Genomic DNA, 1,952 nt, shown 5'->3' with positions numbered 1-1,952 from the left:
AGTGGTATCGATCGAGTCGGCAATCGTAGTGACTGCAGGTGCAGTGTTCGGCACCAAGTTTTCGAAGTTGCCGCCGGTAGCGTTGGTGATCGTAGTGCTGACGGTGGAACCGTTGGCGTAAACATCGTTGGCCGAAGTATCCACGGCCACGGTGCCAACCGACTCACCCGCCTTAATATTGATCACCGAGCCATTGCTCAAGGTGACCGTTACTGGTGTTTGCGCTGGATTGGTCAAAGTCGCGGTGTAGGTGATCTGACCGCCTTCGGTGACCGAATTATTTGCAGTCAGAGTAACGGTAGTGGTGTCGATCGAATCAGCAATCGTAGTGACCGCAGGTGCAGTGTTCGGCACCAGATTTTCGAAGTTGCCGCCGGTAGCGTTGGTGATCGTAGTGCCGACGGTCGAGCCGTTTTGGTAAACATCATTAGCCGGAGTATCCACGGCCACGGTGCCAACCGACTCACCGGCCTTAATGGTAATTACCGAGCCATTGCTCAAGGTGACGGTTACCGGCGTCTGCGCTGGATTATTCAGCGTAGCGGTGTAAGTGATCTGACCGCCTTCGGTGACCGAATTGTTTGCGGTCAGTGTGACGGTAGTGGTGTCGATCGAGTCGGCAATCGTAGTGACCGCAGGCGCCGAGTTCGGCACGAGGTTTTCGAAGTTACCGCCGGTGGCACTCGTAATCGTGGTGCTAACAGTTGAACTGTTGTTGTAGACGTCATTAGCTGGTGTATCGACTTGGACAGTACCAACCGACTCACCGGCCTTGATGGTAATCACTGCGCCATTGCTCAGGGTGACCATTACTGGCGTCTGTGCAGGATTGGTCAAAGTGGCGGTGTAGGTAATCTGGCTGCCTTCGGTCACGGTTTGGCCAGCCGTCAGGGTGACGGTGGTCGTGTCGATCGAATCAGCAATTGTAGTGACTGCAGGCGCCGTGTTTAGCACCAAGTTTTCGAAGTTGCCGCCGGTTGCCGACGTAATCGTGGTGCTAACGGTGGAACCGTTGTTGTAAACATCGTTGGCTGGAGTATCTACGGCCACGGTGCCAACCGACTCACCGGCCTTGATGGTAATCACTGCGCCATTGCTCAGGGTGACCATTACTGGCGTCTGTGCAGGATTGGTCAAAGTGGCGGTGTAGGTAATCTGGCTGCCTTCGGTCACGGTTTGGCCAGCCGTCAGGGTGACGGTGGTCGTGTCGATCGAATCAGCAATCGTAGTGACCGCAGGCGCCGTGTTTAGCACCAAGTTTTCGAAGTTGCCGCCGGTTGCCGACGTAATCGTGGTGCTAACGGTGGAACCGTTGTTGTAAACATCGTTGGCTGGAGTATCCACGGCCACGGTGCCAACCGACTCACCGGCCTTGATGGTAATTACCGAGCCATTGCTCAAGGTGACAGTCACTGGCGTTTGCGCTGGATTAGTCAGCGTAGCGGTATAGGTAATCTGACCGCCTTCGGTTACGGTCTGGCCAGCCGTCAACGTAACGGTAGTGGTATCGATCGAGTCGGCGATGGTGGTTATCGCCGGTGCAGTGTTCGGCACCAGGTTTTCGAAGTTACCGCCGGTGGCATTGGTAATTGTGGTGCTAACGGTGGAGCCGTTGTTGTAGACGTCGTTGGCCGGAGTGTCCACGGCCACAGTGCCAACCGACTCACCCGCCTTGATAGTGATCACCGAGCCATTGCTCAGTGTCACGTTTACCGGCGTCTGCGCAGGATTGGTCAAAGTAGCGGTGTAGGTAATCTGACCGCCTTCGGTGACCGAATTGTTTGCGGTCAATGTGACGGTGGTGGTGTCGATCGAATCAGCAATCGTAGTGACTGCAGGTGCAGTGTTCGGCACCAGATTTTCGAAGTTGCCGCCTGTAGCGCTCGTAATCGTGGTGCTAACGGTGGAACCGTTGTTGTAGACGTCGTTGGCCGGTGTTTCGAAAACTACAG

At 55.4% G+C, this 1,952-nt stretch carries 1 protein-coding gene; it reads right to left on the bottom strand.

Annotation, left to right across the window (positions count from 1 at the left end):
- A partial coding sequence (locus AO240_RS23790) for an immunoglobulin-like domain-containing protein (RefSeq protein WP_371918671.1) occupies positions 1–1,952 on the bottom strand: 1,952 nt, incomplete at both ends.

It is taken from the genome of Pseudomonas sp. ICMP 460 (assembly GCF_002723595.1).
Taxonomy (GTDB): domain Bacteria; phylum Pseudomonadota; class Gammaproteobacteria; order Pseudomonadales; family Pseudomonadaceae; genus Aquipseudomonas; species Aquipseudomonas kitaguniensis.
The sequence above is the reverse complement of the archived record's forward strand: the minus strand, read 5'-3'. Positions and strand labels throughout refer to the sequence as shown.